Genomic DNA, 16461 nt, shown 5'->3' on the forward strand with positions numbered 1-16461 from the left:
AAGCGCCGGGGTTCAGGAAACGGAGGCGGGCACAGGCTCGCTTCGTGGTCTGCGGCGAACGCGTCGGGCAACGAATTCAGACTGCGGCTGCGGCGCCTGGGAAAGCGCCAAAAACGGCCTAAAAACACGCGCTAAAAAATAGCGCAAAAACTCGTACGAATAAACCGTGTGTGCTGCGGCGCGCGTCACTTGCGAAATCCGACGCAAGCCGGCGCCGCGCACGCCGCGCGATCAAACGGACAGCATGCCGAACTCAGACCGGCAGGTCGCTGGCCTGGATCAGGAACACGTTGTCGTCGCCGGCGCTGGTCGACAGCCACACGAGGTCGAGACCGCCGAACGCCGCCTCGACGTGCTCGCGTTCGTTGCCGATCTCGATGACGAGCACGCCGTCTTCGGTCAGCCAGTTGCGCGCGCCGGCAATGATCCGGCGCACGATGTCCATGCCGTCCGCGCCACCCGCGAGCGCCATCTCCGGCTCGTGCTTGTATTCGGCCGGCAACTCCTGCATCGACTTCGCGTTCACGTACGGCGGGTTGCTGATGATCACGTCGTAGCGGCGCTCGGCGAGCGGCGCGTACAGATCGCCTTCGAACAGCGCGATGCGGTCGTCGAGGTGGTAGTCCAGCACGTTGCGCGTCGCGACTTCGAGCGCGGGCGCGGACAGATCGACCGCGTCGACGTCGGCGTTCGGGAACGCGTGGGCGGCGAGGATCGCGAGGCAGCCGGAGCCGGTGCACAGCTCGAGCACCGCGCCGACCTGCTCGGGGTCCTCGACGTACGGCTGCAGGCCGTCCTGCAGCAGCTCGCCGATGAACGAGCGCGGCACGATCACGCGCTCGTCGACGTAAAAGCGATAGCCATGCATCCACGCTTCCTGCGTGATGTACGCGGCCGGCACGCGTTCGGCGGCGCGTCGCTCGATCACTTTCAGCACCGCCTCGATTTCGGCCGTGGTCAGGCGCGCGTCTAGAAACGGCTCGAGCAGGTCGAGCGGCAGGTGCAGCGTGTGCAGGATCAGATAGGCGGCTTCGTCGTAGGCATTGGCCGAGCCGTGGCCGAACGACAGCTTGGCCTCGCTAAAACGCGACACTGCATAACGCAGCAAGTCGCGGACGGTGCAAAAAGGAAGCGTCATCGCAAGGTTCCTGGTTATGCGATCAGTTGTTCGAGCACGCGGCGATACACGTTCTTCAGCGGCTCGATATGGGCGACTTCGATATGTTCGTCGATCTTGTGGATGCTTGCGTTCAGCGGACCGAACTCGATCACCTGCTTGCAGATGCGCGCGATGAAGCGGCCGTCCGACGTGCCGCCGGTGGTCGACAACTCGGTGTCGACGCCGGTCTCGTCCTTGATCGCTTGCGCGAGCGCGCTCGACAGCTCGCCGCGCGGGGTGAGAAACGGCAGGCCGCTCACGGTCCAATGCAGTTCGTATTCGAGGCCGTGTTTGTCGAGAATCGCGTGCACGCGCTTTTGCAGTCCTTCGACGGTGCTCGCGGTCGAGAAGCGGAAGTTGAACATCACGTCCGCATGGCCGGGGATCACGTTGGTCGCGCCGGCGCCGCTGTGGATGTTCGACACCTGCCAGGTGGTCGGCGGGAAATATTCGTTGCCATCGTCCCAGCGCTCGGCGACGAGCTCGGCGAGCGCGGGCGCGAGCAGGTGCACCGGATTCTTCGCCAGATGCGGATAAGCGATATGGCCTTGCACGCCCTTGACGATCAGCTTGCCCGACATCGAGCCGCGCCGGCCATTCTTGACCATGTCGCCGAACCGCTCGCTCGACGTCGGCTCGCCGACGATGCAGTAGTCCATGCGCTCACCGCGCTCTTGCAATGCTTCGACGACCTTGACGGTGCCGTCTGTGGCGGGGCCTTCCTCGTCGCTCGTGATCAGGAATGCGATCGAGCCGCGGTGCTGAGGGTTGGCCGCGACGAACTCCTCGCTCGCGACGACGAAGCCGGCGATCGACGCCTTCATGTCCGCCGCGCCGCGGCCGTACAGCTTGCCGTCGCGCTGGGTCGGCTCGAACGGCGCCGAGCGCCATTGTTCGAGCGGGCCGGTCGGCACCACGTCGGTGTGACCGGCGAACGCGAGCAGCTTGCCCGCGGTGCCGTCGACGCCGCGTTTTACGGCCCACAGGTTGGTCACGCCGTTGGATTCGATCGTCTCGTGCTCGAAGCCGAGCGCGGCCAGGCGCTCGATCAGCAGACGCTGGCAATGCTGGTCGTCGGGCGTCACGGACGCGCGCGCGATCAGTTGTTCGGTAAGGGCGAGGGTGCCGGACATGGATTCAGTACAAGCCACTTTGAAATGAAAAAATGCCGGCTCGCGGTGAGCCACCGCAGCCGGCAACAGCCTTTGAACGACGCGGCGCGAGGCCGCGCGTCATGCTACGTGCCTGGCAGTCGCTCAGGCAAACAGCGCCGCGTACTCGTCAGCGGAAAAACCGAGCGACTTCACGCGCCCGTTCACGACCAGCACCGGCCGCTTGATCACCGACGGCTTGTGGATCATCAGCGCGATCGCGCCCGGCTGCGTTTCCGCGGCCGCCTTCATGTCGTCGGACAGCGCGCGCCACGTCGTGCCGCGGCGGTTCAGCAGCGCGTCGAGTTTGACGTCCTTCAACCAGTCCTGCACCAGCGGCTCGGTTACGCCGGCCTTCTTGAAGTCGTGAAACTCGAACTCGACGCCATGCTCTTCGAGCCACACACGGGCCTTCTTCACGGTGTCGCAGTTCGGAATGCCGTAGACGACGGTTTTGGTGCCGCGCGCCATCAGTCGCCTCGCAGCAACTCGTTCAGGCCGACCTTCGCGCGCGTCTTGGCGTCGACCTTCTTGACGATGACCGCGCAGTACAGGCTGTGCGTGCCGTCCTTCGACGGCAGGTTGCCCGCCACCACGACCGAGCCCGCCGGAATGCGGCCGTACGTGACTTCGCCGGTTTCGCGGTCGTAAATCTTGGTGCTCTGGCCGAGGTACACGCCCATCGAGATCACCGAGTTTTCCTCGACGATCACGCCTTCGACGACTTCCGAGCGCGCGCCGATGAAGCAGTTGTCTTCGATGATGACCGGGTTCGCCTGCAGCGGCTCGAGCACGCCGCCGATGCCGACGCCGCCCGACAGGTGCACGTTCTTGCCGATCTGCGCGCACGAGCCGACGGTGGCCCACGTGTCGACCATCGTGCCTTCGTCGACGTATGCGCCGATGTTGGTGTACGACGGCATCAGCACGACGTTCTTCGCGATGAACGAGCCGCGGCGCGCGATCGCGGGCGGCACCACGCGGAAGCCGCCGGCGGCGAAGTCTTCAGCGGTGTAGTTCGCGAACTTCGACGGCACCTTGTCGTAGAACTGGCTGTAGCCGCCGGCCGGCATCGGCGCGTTGTCTTCCAGACGGAACGACAGCAGCACGGCCTTCTTCAGCCACTGGTTGACGACCCAGTCGCCGTCCTTCTTTTCGGCGACGCGCAGCGCGCCCTTATCGAGTTGCTCGATCGCGTGGGCGACGGCTTCGCGCACTTCGGCCGGCGCGGCTTTCGGCGACAGCTCGGCGCGGTTGTCCCAGGCGGTATCGATGATGCTCTGAAGTTGTTGCGACATATGCGTGATTTTATGAAGGGTTGATGTCTGGAGATGGGGTGCGGTGCGGCTCGGGTGCGGCTCAAGCCGCAGCGAGAGATCGGCAGAATTCGACGATCCGCTGCGCGCCTGCCGTGCATTCGTCGACATCGGCGACGAGCGCGAGGCGCACGAAATTGCGGCCGGGGTTCACGCCGTGCGCGGTGCGCGCGAGGAACGAGCCCGGCAGAACCGTCACATTATAGTCGGCGTAGAGGCGCTGGGCGAACTCGGTGTCGGTGAGGCCGGTGCGCTCGACATTGGCCCACAGGTAGAACGCGGCGTCGGGCAGGCGCACGTCGAGCACGTCGGCGAGCATCGGCGTGACGGTCGTGAACTTCTGCAGGTACTTCGCGCGGTTCTCGCGCACGTGTGTCTCGTCGCTCCACGCGACCACGCTCGCGCTCTGGTACACGGTGGAGAGCGCCGCGCCGTGGTACGTGCGGTACAGCAGGAACGACTTCAGAATCGACGCGTCGCCGGCGACGAAGCCCGAGCGCATGCCCGGTACGTTCGAGCGCTTCGACAGGCTGGACAGCATCACGAGGCGCTCGAAGCCGCGGCCGAGCCGGTGGGCCGCTTCGAGACCGCCGAGCGGCGGCTTCGACTCGTCGAAATAGATTTCCGAGTAGCACTCGTCCGACGCGATCACGAAGCCGTAGCGGTCCGATAGGGCGAACAGTTCGCGCCAGTCGTCGAGCGTGAGCACGGCGCCGGTGGGGTTGCCCGGCGAGCAGACGTACAGCAGTTGCGTGCGGGCCCAGACCTCCGCGGGCACCGCCGAGTAGTCGCACGCGAAGTTGCGCGCCGGGTCGCCGTTGACGAAGTACGGCTGGGCGCCGCCGAGCAGCGCCGCGCCTTCGTAGATTTGGTAGAACGGGTTCGGACAGAGTACGATCGCAGGCTCTCCGTCGGCATCGCGGCGCGGGTTCAGCACCGTCTGCGCAAGCGCGAACAGCGCTTCGCGCGAACCGGACACCGGCAGCACCTCGGTCAGCGGATCGAGCGGCGGCAGGTTGTAGCGTTGCGTGACCCACTTCGCGATCGACTCACGCAGCGGCGCCGAGCCGAGCGTGGCCGGATAGGCAGCGAGGCCGCCGAGCGAAGCGATGACGGCGTCGCGGATCAGCGGCGGCGTCGGATGTTTCGGCTCGCCGATGCCGAAGCTGATATGCGCGAGGCCGGCCGGCGGCGTGACGTCCTTGAAAAGCAGGCGCAGCTTTTCGAACGGATAGGGCTGAAGGGAGTCGAGTAGCGGATTCACGGACGAGTGGGCCTGATCGGAATGGACGCGGATGAAAGTCGGGACAACCGGGCAAGCGCGCCGGCGGGCGTCGGCGCATCAAACATGAATCGGCATCCCTGCGCGCGATGCACTGGCCAGCGACGAGCCGGCCACCAGCGGCGGCGAACGGACGATTATAGCGTGGCGCGCCCGTGGGCCAAGCGGGAGCTTGCCGCGCGGCGCGGCAGCAATCCGTGAGGCGGCGCACCGGCGCGCCGCGGCGGGAACGGCGCGAATCCGCTACGGTTCGCGTAAAAGAATACGCAGGAGCAGCAAATGTACGCAGCAGAGCAGCAGACGGCCGGCCGGGCCCTCATCCGACCCACCCGCGACGCTCGTCGGAGTCCGGCCCCATGACCAACTGGCTTCGCAACGGCTGGCCGACGCTCGCGATCATGCTGGGCGCGTCGGTCTGGGGGATGGTCTGGTACCCGCTGCGCATGCTCGCCGCGCTCGGCGTGACCGGCACCGCAGCGAGCGCGCTGACGAGCGGCACCGGCTGCCTGTTCGTGCTGCTCGTGCGGCATCGCGCGCTGAAGACCGTGCGATGGCACTGGCTGCTGCCGGCGCTCGCGCTCGCCGCTGGCGTCACGAATCTGGGCTTCGTGTGGGGCGCGATTCACGGTCAGGTGATGCGCGTGCTGCTGTTGTTCTATCTGACGCCCGCGTGGACCGCGCTGTTCGCGCATTTCATCCTGCATGAGAGGCTCACGTGGTCGGGCGCGGCGCTGGCCGCGCTGTCGCTCGCGGGCGCGATGACGATGCTGTGGTCGCCGCGGCTCGGCGTTCCGGTGCCCGGCAATCCCGCCGAATGGGCTGGGCTCGCCGGCGGCATGGGCTTCGCGATGAGCAATGTGCTGATCCTGAAGACGAGCCGCGTGCTGCCGGACATGAAGCCCGAAATGCGCACCGCGGTGATCTTCGGCGGCGCGGCGTTTTTCGGCGCGCTCGCGTCGCTCATCGAGCCGATGCCCGCGCCGCCCACCGGCGCGCATCTGGGTACCGCGGCGCTGCTCGTGCTCGGCCTCGGTCTGCTGCTCGCGTCGAACAATATGCTGGTGCAGTACGGGCTCTCGCGTGTGCCGGCCAATCGCGCTTCGATCATCATGCTGTTCGAACTCGTCGTGACGGCGCTGTCGGCGTGGCTGTTCGCCGGCGAAGTACCGGGGCCGCGCGAATGGGCCGGCGGCGCGTGCATCGTGCTCGCATCGGCGTTGTCGAGCTGGGTGCATCGGACGAAGACGGTGCCGCCCGATCCGGCCATCGGCGACACGGACGGGCCGGGCGGCGACGATGGGCGCGGTGACCCGCGCGGTGACCAACGCGCTGACCAACACGGCCGTGACGGCGACAGCGACGACCACCGAAAGGGCGGTAAGAATCGTCCACGCGCGATGGTATGATTCCCCCTCATTAGCCGGCGCATGCGCACCTGTGCCTCCGATGTGCATGAGCGCATGCAGCCGGCAACCAAATTGCGAAGGCTCGCGAGGTTGCGTGGGGCCGTCCCGCCACGGCGGTGAACGACTGGCGCAACCTCGCGAGCCACCTATCACACTCTCTTTTCAAACAGCGAAATCGCCGTGCGGCTCACCTCGATCAAACTCGCTGGCTTCAAATCCTTCGTCGATCCCACGCATTTCCAGGTCCCAGGCCAACTGGTTGGCGTGGTCGGTCCGAACGGGTGCGGCAAATCCAACATCATCGACGCCGTGCGCTGGGTGCTCGGCGAATCGCGCGCCTCCGAATTGCGCGGCGAGTCGATGCAGGACGTGATCTTCAACGGCTCGACCGCCCGCAAACCCGGCAGCCGCGCGAGCGTCGAACTCGTGTTCGACAACGCGGACGGCCGCGCCGCCGGCCAGTGGGGCCAGTATGCGGAGATCGCCGTGAAGCGCGTGCTGACGCGCGACGGCACCTCGAGCTACTACATCAACAATTTGCCGGCGCGTCGCCGCGACATCCAGGACATCTTCCTCGGCACCGGCCTCGGGCCGCGCGCGTACGCGATCATCGGTCAGGGCATGATCGCGCGGCTGATCGAGGCGAAGCCCGAAGAGCTGCGCGTGTTCCTCGAAGAAGCCGCCGGCGTGTCGAAGTACAAGGAGCGCCGCCGCGAGACCGAGAACCGTCTGCACGACACGCGCGAGAACCTGACGCGCGTCGAGGACATCATCCGCGAGCTCGGTACGAATCTCGAGAAGCTGGAGGGGCAGGCGGTCGTCGCGACGCGATATCGCGAGCTGCAAAGCGACGGCGAGGAAAAGCAGCGTCTGCTGTGGCTGTTGCGCAAGAACGAAGCGGCTGGCGAGCAGCAGCGCCAGCAGCGCGCGATCGAACAGGCGCAGATCGACCTCGAGGCGCAAACCGCGAAGCTGCGCGAAGTCGAGGCGGAACTCGAAACGCTGCGCGTCGCGCACTATTCGGCGAGCGACGCGATGCAGGGCGCGCAGGGCGCGCTGTACGAGGCGAACGCGGAAGTGAGCCGGCTGGAAGCCGAGATCCGCTTCATCGTCGAATCGCGCAACCGCGTGCAGGCGCAGATCGCTGCGCTCACGGCGCAGCGCGAGCAATGGCAATCGCAAGCCGACAAGGCGCAGGACGATATCGCCGACGCCGAAGAGCAATTGGCCGTCGCCGAAGAAAAAGCCCTGCTGGCCGAAGAGGACGCCGCCGCTAAGCACGACGCGCTGCCCGCGCTCGAAGCGCGCTGGCGCGACGCGCAGGCGGAGCTGAACACCGAGCGCGCCGGCATCGCACAGACCGAGCAGGCGCTGAAGCTCGAAGCCGCGCATCAGCGCAATGCCGATCAGCAATTGCAGCAACTGCAGCAGCGCCAGGAGCGGCTGAAATCGGAAGAAGGCGGGCTCGACGCGCCCGACGAGGCGCAGCTCGAAGAGTTGCGCATGCAGCTCGCCGAGCACGAGGAAATCCTGCACGACGCGCAGGGACGCCTCGCCGATGCGCAGGAAACACTGCCGCGGCTCGACGGCGAACGGCGCGCCGCGCAGGAGCGTGTGCAGGCCGAAAGCGCGCAGATCCATCAGCTCGACGCGCGCCTCGCCGCGCTCAAGCAGCTGCAGGAAAACGTGCAGACCGAAGGCAAGATCCAGCCATGGCTCGACAAGCACGAATTGGGCAGCCTGCCGCGTCTGTGGAAGAAGCTGCATGTCGAGGCCGGTTGGGAAACCGCGCTCGAAGCGGTGTTGCGCGAGCGCCTCGCGGCGCTCGAAGTGTCGAATCTCGACTGGGTCAAGGCGTTCGCAACCGACGCGCCACCCGCCAAGCTCGCGTTCTACGCACCGCCCGCGGCCGGCCAGCCGGCCTTGGCGGCCGGCGCGCTGCGCTCGCTGCTGTCGCTCGTGCGCATCGAGGACGCGGGTATCCGCGCGGTGCTGACCGACTGGCTCGGCCGCGCGTACGTCGCCGACGATTTGCAGCAGGCGCTTTCGATGCGGGCACAGTTGCCCGACGGCGGCGCATTCGTCGTCAAGGCAGGGCACGTGGTCACGCGCGTCGGCGTGCAGTTGTACGCGGCCGATTCCGAACAGGCCGGCATGCTCGCGCGTCAGCAGGAAATCGAGAACCTCGGCCGCCAGGTGCGTGCGCAGGCCTTGCTCGCCGACGAGGCGAAGGCCGCCGCGATCCGCGCCGAAGCCGCGCACACGCAAGCCGCGCAAGCGCTCGCCGAAATGCGTCAGCAGGCCGAGCGCGCGACGCAGCGGGTCCACGCGCTGCAGATGGACGTGCTGAAGCTCACTCAGGCGCACGAGCGCTACACACAGCGCAGCACGCAGATTCGCGAGGAACTCGAAGAGATCGCCGCGCAGGTCGACGAGCAGCGTGCGCTGCGCGCGGAATCGGAAGCGAACTTCGAGCGTCACGACGGCGAGCTCGCCGAACTGCAGGCGCGCTTCGAAGACCATCAACTCGCGTTCGAAGCGCTCGACGAAGAACTGACGACCGCCCGCGGCGAGGCACGCGATCTCGACCGCGCCGCCACCGACGCGCGCTTCGCCGCGCGCAACATGGCGAACCGCATCGACGAACTGAAGCGCAGCATCCAGGTCGCGCATGAGCAGAGCGAGCGCGTCGCGGGTTCGCTCGAAGATGCTCGCGCCGAGCTCGAAACGATCAACGAGCAGACCGCGCACACCGGTCTGCAGGACGCGCTCGATATCCGCGCCGTCAAGGAAGAGGCGCTGCGCGCCGCGCGCGTCGAGCTCGACGACCTGACCGCGAAGCTGCGCTCGGCCGATGAAACGCGCCTCACCGCCGAGCGCGCGCTGCAGCCGCTGCGCGACCGCATCAACGAATTGCAGTTGAAGGAGCAGGCCGCGCGCATCAACGGCGAGCAGTTCGTCGAGCAGCTGAGCGCGGCCGGGGTCGATGAAGCCGAATTGCAGGCCAAGCTGACGCCGGACCTGAAGCCGTCGTACCTGCAGGGCGAAGTCACCCGCATCAACAACGCGATCATCGCGCTCGGGCCGGTCAACATGGCCGCGCTCGACGAGCTGAAGGCCGCGACCGAGCGCAAGAGCTTCCTCGATTCGCAGTCGGCCGACCTGACGAGCGCGATCGAAACGCTCGAAGACGCGATCCGCAAGATCGACGCCGAAACGCGCACGCTGCTGCAAAGCACGTTCGATGAAGTGAACCGTCATTTCGGCGAACTGTTCCCGCGTCTCTTCGGTGGCGGCCAGGCGAAGCTGATCATGACCGGCGACGAAATCCTCGACGCCGGCGTGCAGGTGATGGCGCAGCCGCCGGGCAAGAAGAATTCGACGATTCATCTGCTGTCGGGCGGCGAGAAAGCGCTGACCGCGACCGCGCTCGTGTTCGCGATGTTCCAGCTGAATCCGGCGCCATTCTGTCTGCTCGACGAAGTGGACGCGCCGCTCGACGACGCCAACACCGAGCGCTTTGCGAATCTGGTCCGGGCGATGTCGGACAAAACCCAGTTCCTGTTCATCTCGCACAACAAGATCGCGATGGAGATGGCGCAACAGCTGATCGGCGTGACGATGCAGGAGCAGGGCGTCTCGCGGATCGTTGCGGTCGACATGGAAACGGCGGCGGGTTTCGCCCAGAATATCGTTTGAGTTAACGCCTTCGCGGGCATCCGCATCCAGCGCAGCGGCCTCGATGAGAGCCGCGCGGTACGTGGAGCGGACGACAGGCCCGCGTGGATAGAAGAATTGCTGATGGAGCATGCATGGACGAGTTGACACTCGGGTTGATCGGCGCAGGTGCCGTGGTGGTGGGGGGCGTGGTCGTGTACAACGCGTGGCAGGGCGCGAAGGTGCGTCGCAAGATGCCGCGGCCGATGCCGGCCGACACCGCCGAGAGCTTTGCCCGCGACGAGCATGAGGAGCAGAGTCCGTTCATCGAGCCGGCCCGGCCGACCACGCGGCGTGAGCCCAGCGTGAGCGCCGAAGCGACCGCGCACCCGAGCGCCGCGCGCGTGGAGCCGACGTTCGGCGCGGGCGCGGCGCCGCTCGATACACCGGCCGATATCCAGGCCGAGATGACGTCGCCGAACGGTTATCCGTCGGCGGATGCCGATACCGCCGGCGAAGGCGAGCATGCGGCGGCGCCGGACGCGGACGTGGAGCGACCCGCGGCCGAAGCGCCCGCGGCCCTGCCGGCGTCCACCGAGCACGAGCGGGTCGAGCCGATCCTGCCGGCTGCCACGACGATTTCGTCGGCGCCACCGGCCATCGTCGACCGGCGCATCGACTGTATCGTGCCGATCCGGCTGAATGGCCCCGTGGCCGGCGACAAGGTGTTGCCGCTCGCGCAGCGCTTGCGTCGCGCGGGCAGCAAGCCGGTGCATATCGAAGGCAAGCCTGAAGGCGGCGGCGCGTGGGAGCTGCTGCAGAACGGCACGCGCTACGAAGAACTGCGCGCGGCCGCGCAGCTCGCGAACCGCAGCGGCGCGCTCAACGAGCTCGAATTTTCCGAGTTCGTGACCGGCGTGCAGCAGTTCGCCGACGCGCTCGACGCCGCGCCGGAATTCCCCGACATGCTCGAAACCGTCGCGATGGCGCGCGAGCTCGACGGCTTTGCCGCCCAGTGCGACGCACAGCTGTCGATCAACGTGCTGTCGGACGGCGCGCCGTGGTCGGCCAACTACGTGCAGGCGGTCGCGTCGCAGGACGGTTTGCTGCTGTCGCGTGACGGCACGCGCTTCGTCAAGCTCGACTCGCGGCAAAACCCGGTATTCATGCTGCAATTCGGCGACACCAATTTCCTGCGCGACGACCTCACGTACAAAGGCGGCGAGATGATCACGCTGGTGCTCGACGTGCCGGTCGCCGACGAAGACATCCTGCCGTTCCGTCTGATGTGCGATTACGCGAAGTCGCTGTCTGAGCGCATCGGCGGCCGCGTGGTCGACGACGGTCGTCGGCCGTTGCCCGAAAGCGCGCTGCTCGCGATCGAAAAGCAATTGATGACGCTGTACGCGAAGCTGGAGCAAGCGGGCATTCCGGCCGGTTCGCCGGCCACGCGGCGCCTGTTCAGCCAGTAAGCCGTTTCAGCGTTCCACCCGTTTTGACGACGGCCGCACGATGTGCGGCCGTCGTCGTTTCCGGCTTGCGTTGCAGCATGGCTCGCCCGGTATTCACCGATGTAAAGGGGCACGCTTCCTGCGATAATCCGATGTCCGACTTTCATCTCGAGAAGCCTCCGACAGCATGGCCCGATCCTCCGTCCCTTCTTCCGCAACCAGCGCTCCGGCCGAACGGGCCGCGTGGTTGCGCGCGGAACTCGAACGCGCGAACTACGCGTACTACGTGCTCGATCAGCCGGATCTGCCGGATGCCGAGTACGACAAGCTGTTCAAGGAACTGGAGCGCATCGAGGCCGAGCATCCGGATCTGATCGTGCCCGATTCGCCGACGCAGCGCGTCGGCGGCGAGGCCGCGAGCGGTTTCGAACCGGTCGTGCACGATCAGCCAATGCTGTCGCTGAACAACGGTTTCGCCGACGAAGACATCGTCGCGTTCGACAAGCGCATCGGCGACGCGCTCGGCAACAACGCTAGCGAGCCGCCGGTCCCCGTCGACTACGCGGCCGAGCTGAAATTCGACGGTCTTGCGATCTCGCTGCGCTACGTCGACGGCGTGTTCGTGCAGGCGTCCACACGCGGGGACGGCACGACTGGCGAGAACGTCACCGAAAACGTCCGTACGATCCGCTCGATTCCGCTGAAGCTGAAGGGCAAGCGCGTGCCGCACGTGCTCGACGTGCGCGGCGAAGTGCTGATGTTCAAGCGCGATTTCGAGCGCCTGAACGAACGCCAGCGCGCCGCCGGGCAACGCGAATTCGCGAACCCGCGCAACGCGGCGGCGGGCAGCTTGCGCCAGCTCGATTCGAAGATCACCGCGCAGCGGCCGCTGTCGTTTTTCGCATATGGGATCGGCGTACTCGACGGCATCGAGATGCCAGCCACGCATAGCGAACTGCTCGACTGGTACAAGGAAATGGGCTTGCCGGTCAATGGCGAGCGGGCGGTCGTGCGTGGCGCCGAAGGCCTGCTCGGCTTCTTCCACGCGGTCGGCGAAAAGCGCGACAGGCTGCCGTACGACATCGACGGCGTGGTCTACAAGGTGAACCGGCGCGACGAGCAGGACAGGCTCGGCTTCGTGTCGCGCGCGCCGCGCTTCGCGCTCGCGCACAAATTCCCGGCGCAGGAAGCGCTGACGAAGCTCGTCGCGATCGACGTGCAAGTCGGCCGCACCGGCGCGATTACGCCGGTCGCGCGGTTGGAGCCGGTGTTCGTCGGCGGCGCGACGGTCACGAACGCGACCCTGCATAACGAAGACGAAGTGCGCCGCAAGGACATCCGTATCGGCGACACCGTAATCGTGCGGCGTGCCGGCGACGTGATTCCGGAGGTGGTCAGCGCGCTGCTCGACCGTCGTCCGGCCGATGCGCGCGAGTTCGTGATGCCGACGCAGTGCCCGGTGTGCGGCTCGGCGATCGAGCGGCTGCCCGACGAGGCGATTGCGCGCTGCACGGGCGGGCTCTTCTGTCCGGCGCAGCGCAAGCAGGCGCTGTGGCACTTCGCGCAGCGCCGCGCGCTCGATATCGACGGCCTCGGCGAGAAGATCATCGATCAGCTTGTCGAGCAGAACCTGGTCCGCACGCCGGCCGATCTGTTCAATCTCGGCTTTGCGACGCTCGCGGAGCTCGACCGCTTCGCCGATAAATCGGCGCAGAACCTGCTCGACTCGCTCGAAAAGGCCAAGCACACGACGCTCGCGCGCTTTATCTACGCGCTGGGGATTCGCCATGTCGGCGAATCGACCGCGAAGGATCTTGCGAAGCACTTCGGCTCGCTCGATCCGATCATGGATGCGTCGCTCGAAGCGCTGCTCGAAGTCAACGACGTGGGGCCGGTCGTCGCCGAATCGATCCATCAGTTCTTCGCCGAGGATCACAACCGCACGGTGATCGAGCAACTGCGCGCGCCGGGCAGAGTCACGTGGCCCGAGGGTCCGCCCGCGCCGAAGGCGCCCCAAGGCGTGCTGGCCGGCCAGACGGTGGTGCTGACCGGGACGCTGCCGAACCTGTCGCGCGAGGACGCGAAGGAAATGCTTGAGGCGGCCGGCGCGAAGGTCGCGGGGTCGGTATCGAAGAAAACCAGTTACGTGGTGGCGGGCGCCGACGCGGGCAGCAAACTCGCGAAGGCCGAGGAACTCGGCATCCCCGTACTCGACGAAGATGGTATGCGCAAGCTCCTGGAGGGGCACTGATGATTCACGACATTCTGAAGATGGGCGATCCGCGCTTGCTGCGAATCGCCGAGCCGGTCGATCACTTCGATACGCCCGAGCTGCACCGGCTCGTGGAAGACATGTTCGAGACCATGCACGCGGCAAATGGCGCGGGTCTTGCCGCACCGCAGATCGGCGTCAATCTGCAGGTGGTGATCTTCGGCTTCGGCTCGAACGAGCGCTATCCGGACGCGCCGCCGGTGCCGGAGACGGTGCTGATCAATCCGACCATTACGCCGGTGTCGCAGGACATGGAAGAGAGCTGGGAGGGCTGCCTGTCGGTGCCGGGACTGCGTGGCGTGGTGAGCCGGTTTTCGATGATCCGTTATCACGGCTTCGATCAGTTCGGCAATCCGATCGATCGGGTCGCCGAGGGCTTTCACGCACGGGTCGTGCAGCACGAATGCGATCATCTGATCGGCAAGCTGTATCCGATGCGGATTACCGATTTCTCGAGGTTCGGCTTTACCGAAATCCTGTTTCCCGATCTCGATCCCAATAGCGACGACTGACACGGCTGCCGCCAACAAAAAACCCACGCCTGAGTGCGTGGGTTTTTTGTTGTGCCGATGCGCCCGCTCCGAGCAACGACGCGCATTGGACGAACCTCAGAACGATTCGTCTTCCGACAGGTAGCGCCACTGTCCCGGCGGCAGCGCGCCGAGCATCACGTTGCCCATGCGCACGCGCTTCAGGCCCACCACTTCGAGACCGACCAGTTCGCACATGCGGCGAATTTGACGCTTCTTGCCTTCGCGCAGCACGAAACGCAACTGCTCGCCGTTTTGCCAGCTGACCTGCGCGGGCTTCAGCGCGACGTCGTCGAGCGACAGGCCGTGGCGCAGCAGAGCGAGTTTTTCGGCCGGGAAATGGCTTTCGACGTCGACCGTGTGATCGCCGTAGGCGACGCGCACCAGATACTCCTTGTCCACGTCCGAATGACCGCCGATCAGTTGCTTCGCGATGCGGCCGTCCTGCGTCAGCACCAGCAGGCCGGTCGAATCGATGTCGAGACGTCCGGCCGGCGCGAGCTGGCGCAGATGCGACACCGAGAAGCGGATGCCCGAATGGTCGCCTTCCCAGCGATTCTCCGGCGTGACGAGCGTGATGGCCGGCTGATAGCCGTCCTCCGCCTGTCCCGACACGAGGCCGACCGGCTTGTGGACGATCACGGTCACCTGGCTCGACTGAAAGGCTTCGGCGGCCGGGTCAATGTCGATGCGCTGATCCGGGAACACCTTGGTGCCGAGCGTATCGACGCGCTCGCCGTCGACCATGACCCAGCCTTTCTCGATCCACTCGTCGGCCTCGCGGCGCGAGCACAGGCCGAGCTTGGACATCAGCTTCGACAGACGCAGCATGCCCGGCGCGTCTTCTCGATCGCGGCGGGGCGGGTGCGGGGTGTCGATGGTGGTGTCGACGGGTTGGGCTGTTGCCGATGCCGAGGTTCGCGGCTTGGCGGCGCGGGCGGGCCGGTCGTCGCCGAAGCGGCGGTTTGCGGCTGGCAGCGTGTCGTCGAAGCTGCGCGCAGGACGCTCGCGACGCTCGGTACGTTCACCGCCGCGTGCGGCACGGTCGCCAGACTCGCGTCGCGTGGGCGTCCAGTCGCCGCCGCGTGCACCGCGCTCGCCGCGGTCCTCACGCGGGGCGCGCGCCGGACGCTCGGTGCGCTCGCCGTAGCCGCCCTTTACGGGTTTCGCGAAGTTGCGCTCGCCACGCTCGCCTTCGAAGCGGCGCGGGGCGCTGTCGCTGCGCTCGCCTCGATCGCCACCGCGACGCTGTTGCGGTTCACCGCGATCGCTGCCGAAGCGCGGACGGTCGGCGGCATCGCGGTCCCGGCGCACCGGGCGGTCGCCACGCGGGCCGCCTTCCGACGGCCTGCCCGCACCTGCGCGCGGACCGCTGAACGAACGGCGTTCGCCGTCGTCGCGGCGCGGTGCGCGCTCGCCGCGCTCCGCATTGCCCTCGAAACGACGCGGCGCGCGTTCTGGACGCTCGCCGAATTCGCGACGGGGCGCGCGTTCGCCGCGCTCAGCGCCGCCTTCGAAGCGACGCGGTGCTCGTTCGCCACGCTCGCCGAATTCGCGCCGGGGGGCACGTTCGCCACCCTGAGCGCTGCCTTCGAAGCGACGCGGCGCGCGTTCAGTCCGCTCGCCGAATTCGCGCCGGGGGGCACGTTCGCCACGCTGAGCGCTGCCTTCGAAGCGACGCGGCGCGCGTTCAGTCCGCTCGCCGAATTCGCGCCGTGGGGTGCGTTCGCCACGCTGAGCGCTGCCTTCGAAGCGACGCGGCGCGCGTTCAGTCCGCTCGCCGAATTCGCGCCGTGGGGTGCGTTCGCCACGCTCAGCGCTGCCTTCGAACCGACGCGGCGCGCGTTCAGTCCGCTCGCCGAATTCGCGCCGTGGGGCACGTTCGCCACGTTCAGCGCTACCTTCGAAACGACGCGGCGCGCGTTCGCTCCGCTCGCCGAAATCGCGCCGGGGCGCGCGCTCGCCACGCTCAGCCGCGCCTTCGAACCGGCGCGGTGCGCCCGCGGCAGCCGTGCCCCGTTCGCGCGCGCCCGACCCTTCGGCACGCGGCGCGCGCGGCGCACCGGCGCCCGCCGGCTTCGCGCCGACCGGCCGCTTCGCGCCACCCTCGGCCTCGAAGGGCTTCGGCCCCGCTGGACGGGTCGGCTTACGCGCCGACGCGCTGCCGGGACGGACAGGGGCGCGTTCGGACGACGCCGGCCGCGGATGCTTCGCTGTTAATTTGATTCGCATGAAAT

At 67.1% G+C, this 16461-nt stretch carries 11 protein-coding genes; 5 read left to right on the forward strand and 6 right to left on the reverse strand.

Annotated elements, in window-relative coordinates; genetic code table 11:
• Positions 1-253: 253 nt before the first annotated feature.
• The 5 genes from prmB to dapC all read right to left on the reverse strand — a co-directional run bounded on the left by prmB (position 254) and on the right by dapC (position 4890).
• Positions 254-1138, reverse strand: coding sequence for a 50S ribosomal protein L3 N(5)-glutamine methyltransferase (prmB, locus tag QFZ94_RS19555; protein ID WP_368586905.1), 885 nt, complete (start codon positions 1136-1138; stop codon positions 254-256).
• A 14-nt stretch (positions 1139-1152) separates the two neighbouring features.
• Positions 1153-2292: a succinyl-diaminopimelate desuccinylase gene (dapE, locus tag QFZ94_RS19560; RefSeq protein ID WP_429458885.1), complete on the reverse strand. Its 1140-nt coding sequence runs from the start codon at positions 2290-2292 to the stop codon at positions 1153-1155.
• Between the two features lie 123 nt (positions 2293-2415).
• Entirely contained in the window at positions 2416-2781 is a 366-nt protein-coding gene (locus QFZ94_RS19565) for an ArsC family reductase (RefSeq protein ID WP_018435509.1), read from the reverse strand.
• Positions 2781-3608, reverse strand: coding sequence for a 2,3,4,5-tetrahydropyridine-2,6-dicarboxylate N-succinyltransferase (dapD, locus tag QFZ94_RS19570; RefSeq protein WP_008923562.1), 828 nt, complete (start codon positions 3606-3608; stop codon positions 2781-2783). The genes QFZ94_RS19565 and dapD overlap by 1 nt, the downstream gene beginning before the upstream one ends.
• Positions 3609-3669: 61 nt before the next feature.
• On the reverse strand, positions 3670-4890 hold the full coding sequence (dapC, locus tag QFZ94_RS19575) for a succinyldiaminopimelate transaminase (RefSeq protein WP_429458888.1): 1221 nt from the start codon (positions 4888-4890) through the stop codon (positions 3670-3672).
• A 374-nt stretch (positions 4891-5264) separates the two neighbouring features.
• Here dapC and QFZ94_RS19580 point away from each other — a divergent pair, with 374 nt between their 5' ends.
• The 5 genes from QFZ94_RS19580 (at position 5265) to def (ending at position 14206) form a co-directional block, all read left to right on the forward strand.
• The gene (locus QFZ94_RS19580; RefSeq protein ID WP_429458890.1) at positions 5265-6314 is read left to right on the forward strand and encodes a DMT family transporter; all 1050 of its coding nucleotides are present in this window, start codon (positions 5265-5267) and stop codon (positions 6312-6314) included.
• 180 nt (positions 6315-6494) lie between these two features.
• Positions 6495-10013, forward strand: a complete 3519-nt coding sequence (gene smc / locus QFZ94_RS19585) for a chromosome segregation protein SMC (protein WP_429458892.1) — start codon at positions 6495-6497, stop codon at positions 10011-10013.
• A gap of 113 nt (positions 10014-10126) precedes the next feature.
• The gene (locus QFZ94_RS19590) at positions 10127-11443 is read left to right on the forward strand and encodes a cell division protein ZipA C-terminal FtsZ-binding domain-containing protein (protein ID WP_429458894.1); all 1317 of its coding nucleotides are present in this window, start codon (positions 10127-10129) and stop codon (positions 11441-11443) included.
• Between the two features lie 166 nt (positions 11444-11609).
• Positions 11610-13673: an NAD-dependent DNA ligase LigA gene (ligA, locus tag QFZ94_RS19595; protein WP_429458896.1), complete on the forward strand. Its 2064-nt coding sequence runs from the start codon at positions 11610-11612 to the stop codon at positions 13671-13673.
• Entirely contained in the window at positions 13673-14206 is a 534-nt protein-coding gene (def, locus tag QFZ94_RS19600) for a peptide deformylase (protein WP_368586913.1), read from the forward strand. Before ligA ends, def begins: the two co-directional genes overlap by 1 nt.
• 96 nt (positions 14207-14302) lie before the next feature.
• On the opposite strand, the gene QFZ94_RS19605 is transcribed toward def, so the two are convergent.
• Positions 14303-16456, reverse strand: a complete 2154-nt coding sequence (locus QFZ94_RS19605; protein WP_429458898.1) for a pseudouridine synthase — start codon at positions 16454-16456, stop codon at positions 14303-14305.
• Between the last annotated feature and the right edge of the window lie 5 nt (positions 16457-16461).

This window comes from Paraburkholderia sp. JPY465, assembly GCF_050436725.1.
GTDB lineage: Bacteria > Pseudomonadota > Gammaproteobacteria > Burkholderiales > Burkholderiaceae > Paraburkholderia > Paraburkholderia youngii.